The sequence below is a fragment of the Saccharothrix sp. CB00851 genome (genome assembly GCF_001905065.1).
GTDB lineage: Bacteria > Actinomycetota > Actinomycetes > Mycobacteriales > Pseudonocardiaceae > Actinosynnema.
On sequence record NZ_LWLC01000012.1, the window covers coordinates 520,461 to 527,396 of the forward strand.

Below are 6,936 nucleotides of genomic sequence, written 5' to 3' on the forward strand. Positions count from 1 at the left end.
CGCTGACCAGTCTAGGCCCCATAGGTCCAGCTAGGTCTCTGGCAGGTCATTTACCGCTTCGGGGCTGCTCGGCAAGCTGAAGTCAGCGAATCGTCGAAGGTGGTGATCGTGGTGTGGAGTGAGCTGGCGAGTGATTACGGCGGAATCGGGCTGTTCCTGGTGTGGCTCGTGATCCCTGTGCTCTACCTCGTCGTCATCGGTAGGCGGTACGTCCGGCAATGCCAGGAGAGCGCTCAAGCGGCGGTGTGGGCGCGTGACGAGGTGCGCCAGATCCGCGAGGAGCAGAGGGAAGGTGACCATGAGCCTGACGCTGGTGGATGAGGAGGACGGCGAGCAGCCCGTCTCGCTGTTCGATGACCCGAAGGTCGTGGGTGAGGTACAGGAGTTCGTGGACGATCAGGCACCGCGTGTGTTCGCGGTGGTTCAGGAGACGTTCGGGCCGCCGGAGGACTTGCAGATCGTCGCGTGGGGGATGACCACCAAGACCGGTGTCGAGGTGATCAGCGTGCACGGTGGGATGCGCATGGGTCTTCAGTCGGCTGAGAGCGCGCTGATCTTCTACCGGGCCGGTGGCAGCGCGATTCCCCGGATCTTCTGGGTCGGGGGCAAGGATGGGCGCTAACGGGCTTGAGACCGCGCTGGAGTGCGTGGCGCGCGGGTGGCCAGTGGTGCCGGGTGCGCTGTGGGTCGGTGACTCCTACGTCGATCCGGTGACCGATGCCGACTGTGACGCGCTGGCGCTGTCGTCGCCCGCTATGGCGACGCTGGACCCGGAGGAGGTTCGGCGGTTGTGGCCGGTTTCCGGTGGCAACGTCACGCGGTCCGCGTTGGCCGTTCTCGGGACGCTGATGACCGCCGTGGTGGTGGAGCCTGAGCCGGCGCGGCGGGTGGTCGCGTCGAAGGCGTTCCGCACGTCGCCGACGCCGGTGGTGATGCTGCCCGTTCCGACACTCGGTCTGCTGATCGAGTCGGCCGTGTTCGTGGTGTCGTCGGCAGAGGGGTTGGACGAGAGGTTGGTCTTCCCTCGGGGCGCGATGCTGCCGCTGCCTCCCGCCGTGGTCGAAGGGCATCGGACACGGTGGCTCGTGTCGCCGGCCGAGTGTGACGGGCTGCTGATGAGCGGCCCGGACTTGGCGGACCTGTTGGCGCTGGAGACTTCCAACCGTCGTTGACCGCGCCCTGACGGTTGGGCATGGGGTGCCGGACGCCTCCCCCGGCACCTGTGGGACGGGACGGCCGTGTGCGAACCATCCATTCGGATGGCACCGCACACGGCCGTTTCGCATGTCTGGGACGGGTGTCCCGTCCCACCTGCACCCCGTCACAAGAGCGTGTTTGTGCTGGTGAGAGGCTGTTTCAGGGGTGTCACGACCAGTGGGACGGGTCCACCAGCGTGGGACGGGGTTGGGGACGGGTCAGTGGTCATCCTCGACCACCTCTCCGTCCACGATCGAGCCCTCCCGGACAGCGGTCAGGGCCGCGCGGATGTCAGCGACGAGGTAGCCGCGCACTTGGCGCACGCCGTCGTCGGTGGTGATCCGGTCGCGGGTCGGTCGGCAGCCGAACTCGCCCATGCGTAGACCGAATGCGGTCGGCTCGACGTCGAGCGCCGCCACGAGTTCCGCCGTGGGCACGAAGTCACGGCGACCCGGCTGGAGATCGTCACCCAGGTAGTCCACAACGGACGCCAGCGGTTCAGGCACCTCCACTTCCGTCGTGCGTTCGGCGACCGTTCCGAGTGCCTTCGCCACTGCGGCGTGGTCGAGCATCGGCCGGTTGTCCTGTCCGGCCGCGTGGCCGGACAAGGTGCCCTCTGCCTCCCGTAGCGCGCGTCCACGGGCGCAGATGGCTCGCCAGTCCTCATTCGGCATGTAGTAGGTCCGCACGGTGGTGGCGAGTACGTCAGCTCCTGCGGTGGTCTCTCCGTCCGGTCGCAGGATGCCGACGCCCTTGTGCGTGGCCAGTAGTCGGCTGCTGTCGTAGCCGCGTGTGTTCATCTGCTCGCCCAACACGATGTTGCTGTCACGCCAGTCCATGACTCGCAGCGCGAACCGTGAGCCGAGTACCGCACGTAGGTTGCTGGGGATCGTCTTGCTGTCCGGTCGTTGGGTGGCCAACACGAGCACGATCCCGGCGGCCGGTCCCTTGCGGGCAAGCCACGTCAGCAGCTCGCCCACGTACTCGCCTGCGGTGACCTTCTTGTCCTGCACCTCCAACGGTGTCCGGTCTTCCAGCGGGATCTGGACTTCGTCAATAAAGATCGCGGTCACCGGCATCCCGAGACTCGGGTCACGCGACATGGCGGGCGTGATCTTCGATTCCGGACACACCTCGTCGTCAAGGTCCTGCATCCGGCGGTAGCGGCCCTGCACCTCGGCAACCAACTCCACGAGCCAGTCAACGAGCGCCAGGACGTGCGCCGGCTCGTCGCCGGCCATGAACCGATGCGCGACCTGTCCCGCCGCGTACCAGTCCTTTCCAGCCTTGAAGTCGGCCACGTAGAGCCGCGTGTGCGGGTCCAGGATCAGCCCCGCGGCTGCCAACCGTGCCGCAAAAGTCTTGCCCTGCCTTGGAATCGCGCCCACGAGCAACGACGTCCACACCAACGGCAAGTCCACCCGCCGCTGCCGCGCATCACGGCCGAACGGCACCGGCCGCCACGCATCCCACCGCTCCACCGTCAGCAACGGCGTCCGCAGCGGAGGCGAGCCGTACGGGTCTTCGTCGGCGACCCACAGTGCGACCCTGCCCGCGTGGCCACCGTTGCCCCGCACGCGCTCCACGATGAGCTGTACCTCATCCACCGCGAGCGCCGACGCCAACGCCTCCCGGTTCTTCACCACGTCGGCTGCCTTGCGGGTCGCGGGCAGATCCACCGTGACCGCCCACCCTTCACCCTGTCTCGTGGCTCGCTCGACCAGCCGTAGCGACTCGTCCTTGCCGATGAGCTTCGCGTCTCGGAACGCGTCCACGAGCACCTGCGGGTCCATCGTCCACGTCAGCGTCCGTGGTCCGGCCAGCACCGGTTTACGGCCCGGTGAGCCGTCCTTGCGGCGGCCGAGCACCGCCAGTGCGACTGCGACCACTCCACCACCGATCCACAGCACCCGGTGCCCGTAGACCAGATCGAGCACCGCGACCGCCACACCGATGGCCGCGAGGCTGGCGCCGGTGACCTTCCACCGGAACAACGCCAACGCCCGAATGTCGGTGAACTTGTCCGCCAACTTCTCCGACTGCTCCGCAGCCGCCCGGTAGTCGGCCACGCGCACCCACGAACGCCACCACCGCACCGCGACCACGAGCCCACGAGCGACCGCGCCGACGAACCGGAACGGCGACCGCAGCACCGCCACCACGAGATCCTTGACGGCCTGCACCACGAGCCGCCGCGACTTCAGCACACCGGGCACACGCGGTGAACGCTGCCACCAGTCCACCAGCCGCTGTCCCCACGACCTCCGTGGCGGCTGGTCGTTCACGAACTCGCCTTCAAGAACCGCGCTCACGACCTCCCGACCGTTCATGACCCGCTTCCGCCCACTTCACGGACGAGCGTGGCCGCGAGCCGCGAGGACATCCCACGCGAGCACCCGGTGACCTCACGTACCCACGACGGCGTCACCGTGACCTCTGGTACCCACGCCGCCCGTGCTGCCGCCAGGTACTCCCCGAACGTGGTCCGACGCTTGCTCCTGGCGCTCGTTCGCGGCTGTCGTTCATGAACGGTCACCGGCCTGCGCTGGTCGGCCTCCGTGAACGCTGCCGACACCGCTTCGGTCAGCTTGTCCCGTAGGTCGGTGACCGCCTCCGCCGCGACGAACACCACGAGCGGCGGGACCGAGTGCAGCACGATCCCCGACAACGACCCGTCCGCGTACGACGCCCACGTGTTCATGACGTACGTGGCCGCCAGCGTGAACCACTTCGCCCGCCGCACCCACGGCCCCGTCCGCACCCGATACCGCGCGGTCACCTGCTCCGCGCGCAGGATCGCCAGCAGCACGAGCGACACCGTGGGATCGAGCAGCCACGCTGCCAACCACGGCAACGACCACACCGCCGCGTCACCGGCCGCGAAGTGCTGGACGTTGGTCATGGTGAACCCGAGACCGAGCACGATCCCGGCCCAGCACAACCGGTCGACCTGCGCCCGTACCCGCTCGACCCGCAACGCCACCACGTCCGGCCGCGCCTGGTGCGCCCGCAGCTGCGCAGCCTCGGCAGCCTCCCTGGCGAGCCTGGCTGCCGTGTTTTCGTCCGGCGCGGCGGGTGGCCGCCCGAAGGCGACCACCCTTCCCACACCCTTCGGTGTGCTCACCGTCGATCACCCCTGCGACGCGGCCCGTCCACCGCAGTCACGGTCAACGCCTTGGTGAGCGTGTAGGCCGAGAACAGCGCCGGCAGGCCGAGCACCACCCACAGCAACGTGGAGTCCCGACCGTGCGTGATCACCAGCCACTGCACGCCCACGATGACACCGGCCGTCACGAGCACCCGGCCCGTCAGCGACAGCAACCGGGCACCAGCCCGCGCCGTGTCCGCCGCAGCCTTGGCTTTGCGCGAACCGGCCCGCCACACCATCACCAGCGCCAGCAGCACACCGACACCGGCGAGCACCTGCGTAACGGTCAGGTTGATCGTCATGACGACGGCCCACCCATCCGGCCACGCCGAGCCAGCCACACCGGGTACAGGGCGCGCCGCTCCTCGTCGGACAGGCCACCCCACACACCGACCGTGTCGGCACCGGCCGTACGCAACTCCAACTCCAGGCACGCACGCCTCGCCGGACACTCGGCACACAACCGAGCAGCCAACTCCCGATCGGTCAGTTCCTCCTCGTCCCACTCGGGCACCTCGTCGGCCGGCACCAGCCACAAGCACCGACCGTCCCGCGTGACGATCTCCAGCAACACCTCGTCCGGCACCTCCGCGAACCGATCGAGATCCGCCGCGACCACTTCGTAGTAGTTCTCCGGGTTCATCACGAGGCACCCCCGGTCAGCCGCTCAACCTCACGGGCCGTACGGCGCTCGGCAGCCACACGGGCCACGTCCACAACCTCGCCCGACTCGGCGGCCTGCTCCGCCAACTCCTCGACAGCACGGGCCGGGACCACGTAGCGCGTCCGCAGCCGGACGGCGGGGAAGGCGTTCTCGCGAATCGCCCGGTAGACGGTCGCGGGGTCGACGCGCATGATCCGCGCGGCCTCAGCGACTGTGTAGAACAGTGGTGAGCGGCTCGCCGCTCCACTCGTCGCAGCCATTAGTCACACCTCCGAAAGACTGATTTCACCGCTCGGAGCGCTGACATAAGCGTTGATTATCGGTCAATCACCGCTGATCTCAGTCATAGCTCCGGAATCGCCCTGAACCGCGCGCTAACGTCGGCGCTGAGGGCGGAGCACGGAGGCGTACGTGAAAGAGGATTGGTCGGCAGTCGCGGAGGCAGTCAACGCCCGCGCGACCGAGCTGGCGCTGAAGCAGCGGGAACTTGCCGAGAAGTCGGGAGTCTCGCTCGCCATCGTGCGAGAGATCCAGCAAGGCCGAATCCAACGCCGACGCAATCCGCGCACTCTCGAAGCGCTGTCGATCGCGCTCGACTGGCACCCGCAGCACCTGACCGCGATTCTGACCGGCCAAAACCCGCCGGAAGCAGACCCGACCGCGGCACAGGTCGACAACCCGGTGATCCCGCTGCTGAACACCATCATCCGCGAGATTCGCGGACTGCGCGCCCAACTCGGCACGCTCACCAACCGGCTTGACGACGAGTCGCGAAGAAAGGACTGATTCGCGGGTGTCGTTCGGCGGTTCCTGCGTCGCTGTCATGGCAACAGCAGACCGCCGAGCAGGGGGTGGAAATAATTGTCAGCGGCTAACGCCCCACGTGTTAGGTGGAGTTAAGTTCGCAGGTCACGGCCTCAGGGGACGGGGGAGAACGTGGCAGGACAACGACGCGGCGACCCGCCGCGCACACGGCTACAGGCCATCCGCAGGGAAGCCGGACGCACACAGGCACAGGTCGTCCGCTACTTCCTCACGCGAGGCAAGACCCTAGGCATCCCAGTAGCCAGCGAGTCAGCGCTCTCCGTCATGCTGTCCCGCTGGGAGAACGGGCGCGTAGAAGTAACCGACCCCGGCTATCAACGCCTCTTCCGCGAGTTCTACGGCCGAACCAACGAAGAACTAGGCTTCCCGCCAGAACACCTCAACGAATCAGCCGAAGAACTCCGCGACCGCTTGGTTGTCGCACGCAGTATCGACCGCGACACAGTCGACCTGTTCCAACGCCAAGTCAACGATCTACGCAACTCCGATGCACGCTTCGGCGCCGTCGTCGTTCTCGACCAGTTGAACAACCTCGTCCGCCAAATGGAAAGCGTCAAGACGTTCAGCGTGAGCACCCAACTCCGCGAACGCCTGGCAGCCATCCTCACCGACGCACGCACTCTCGCCGGCTGGACAGCACTCGACCGAGGTTCCCAACTACAGGCATGGCAGTACCACGAGGACGCCAAGGTCTCCGCCCGCGAAGCAGACTCACCGCTCCTCCTCGCCCACGCCTCCGCACAGCAAGCTGTGATCCTCTTGGACATCGGCGAACCGGCCGCCGCAGTCGAGTTGCTGGAGTACGCGCGCTACGTAGCCGAGAACCGCGCACCGTCCCTCCTCCGGAGCTGGCTAGCCGCAGCCCACGGAGAAGGACTCGCAGCGGCCGGACACCACGACGAGTCCCTACGCGCGTTCGATGAGGCACAAGCACTTCTGCCCACCAACCCGATCGACCCCGAGCTGCCCCACCTACTCCTCAACGACGGACACCTAGCCAGATGGCGCGGCAGCGCACTCGTGCGCCTCGCCGACCACAACGCCATCACCAACCTAGTGGCTTGTCACGCAGCCTTGGCCGGGTAATGGGTCCAGGTGCGGA

The 6,936-nt window shown here is 67.5% G+C and carries 10 protein-coding genes; 5 read left to right on the forward strand and 5 right to left on the reverse strand.

Annotation, left to right across the window (positions count from 1 at the left end; all coding sequences use genetic code 11):
• Nucleotides 1-102: 102 nt before the first annotated feature.
• From A6A25_RS15170 to A6A25_RS15180, 3 genes are read left to right on the forward strand one after another with little or no spacing between them, the layout of a single operon-like run.
• Nucleotides 103-321, forward strand: a complete 219-nt coding sequence (locus A6A25_RS15170) for a hypothetical protein (RefSeq protein WP_073889860.1) — start codon at nt 103-105, stop codon at nt 319-321.
• A complete protein-coding gene (locus tag A6A25_RS15175) occupies nt 299-622 on the forward strand; it encodes a hypothetical protein (RefSeq protein WP_143193162.1) in 324 nt (107 codons plus the stop codon). Before A6A25_RS15170 ends, A6A25_RS15175 begins: the two co-directional genes overlap by 23 nt.
• The gene (locus A6A25_RS15180; protein WP_143193163.1) at nt 612-1,172 is read left to right on the forward strand and encodes a hypothetical protein; all 561 of its coding nucleotides are present in this window, start codon (nt 612-614) and stop codon (nt 1,170-1,172) included. Before A6A25_RS15175 ends, A6A25_RS15180 begins: the two co-directional genes overlap by 11 nt.
• A gap of 243 nt (nt 1,173-1,415) precedes the next feature.
• Here the strand turns inward: A6A25_RS15180 and A6A25_RS15185 are convergent, their stop codons facing one another.
• Genes A6A25_RS15185 through A6A25_RS15205 form a run of 5 tightly spaced genes read right to left on the reverse strand, consistent with a single transcriptional unit; the run spans nt 1,416 to nt 5,269 of the window.
• Complete coding sequence (locus A6A25_RS15185; protein ID WP_073889867.1) at nt 1,416-3,527, reverse strand: cell division protein FtsK; 2,112 nt, start codon at nt 3,525-3,527, stop codon at nt 1,416-1,418.
• Nucleotides 3,524-4,303 carry a hypothetical protein gene (locus A6A25_RS15190; protein ID WP_073890145.1) on the reverse strand — a complete coding sequence of 260 codons (780 nt, stop codon included), beginning with the start codon at nt 4,301-4,303 and terminating at the stop codon, nt 3,524-3,526. The genes A6A25_RS15185 and A6A25_RS15190 overlap by 4 nt, the downstream gene beginning before the upstream one ends.
• Before the next feature lie 14 nt (nt 4,304-4,317).
• The gene (locus A6A25_RS15195) at nt 4,318-4,647 is read right to left on the reverse strand and encodes a hypothetical protein (RefSeq protein WP_073889870.1); all 330 of its coding nucleotides are present in this window, start codon (nt 4,645-4,647) and stop codon (nt 4,318-4,320) included.
• Nucleotides 4,644-4,988, reverse strand: a complete 345-nt coding sequence (locus A6A25_RS15200; RefSeq protein WP_073889873.1) for a WhiB family transcriptional regulator — start codon at nt 4,986-4,988, stop codon at nt 4,644-4,646. Before A6A25_RS15200 ends, A6A25_RS15195 begins: the two co-directional genes overlap by 4 nt.
• The gene (locus A6A25_RS15205; protein WP_073889876.1) at nt 4,988-5,269 is read right to left on the reverse strand and encodes a helix-turn-helix domain-containing protein; all 282 of its coding nucleotides are present in this window, start codon (nt 5,267-5,269) and stop codon (nt 4,988-4,990) included. The genes A6A25_RS15200 and A6A25_RS15205 overlap by 1 nt, the downstream gene beginning before the upstream one ends.
• Before the next feature lie 151 nt (nt 5,270-5,420).
• On the opposite strand from A6A25_RS15205, the gene A6A25_RS15210 reads away from it, so the two are divergent.
• Both A6A25_RS15210 and A6A25_RS15215 read left to right on the forward strand, forming a co-directional pair.
• A complete protein-coding gene (locus A6A25_RS15210; RefSeq protein WP_073889879.1) occupies nt 5,421-5,795 on the forward strand; it encodes a hypothetical protein in 375 nt (124 codons plus the stop codon).
• Between the two features lie 150 nt (nt 5,796-5,945).
• Nucleotides 5,946-6,920, forward strand: coding sequence for a tetratricopeptide repeat protein (locus tag A6A25_RS15215; RefSeq protein WP_143193164.1), 975 nt, complete (start codon nt 5,946-5,948; stop codon nt 6,918-6,920).
• Nucleotides 6,921-6,936: the final 16 nt, after the last annotated feature.

Excerpts from the sequence above, each read along its gene's own strand:
- A6A25_RS15185 (WP_073889867.1), bottom strand. The coding sequence starts at position 3,527 with ATGAACGGTCGGGAGGTCGTGAGCGCGGTTCTTGAAGGCGAGTTCGTG.
- A6A25_RS15205 (WP_073889876.1), bottom strand. The coding sequence starts at position 5,269 with ATGGCTGCGACGAGTGGAGCGGCGAGCCGCTCACCACTGTTCTACACA.
- A6A25_RS15195 (WP_073889870.1), bottom strand. The coding sequence starts at position 4,647 with ATGACGATCAACCTGACCGTTACGCAGGTGCTCGCCGGTGTCGGTGTG.
- A6A25_RS15175 (WP_143193162.1), top strand. The coding sequence starts at position 299 with ATGAGCCTGACGCTGGTGGATGAGGAGGACGGCGAGCAGCCCGTCTCG.
- A6A25_RS15200 (WP_073889873.1), bottom strand. The coding sequence starts at position 4,988 with ATGAACCCGGAGAACTACTACGAAGTGGTCGCGGCGGATCTCGATCGG.
- A6A25_RS15180 (WP_143193163.1), top strand. The coding sequence starts at position 612 with ATGGGCGCTAACGGGCTTGAGACCGCGCTGGAGTGCGTGGCGCGCGGG.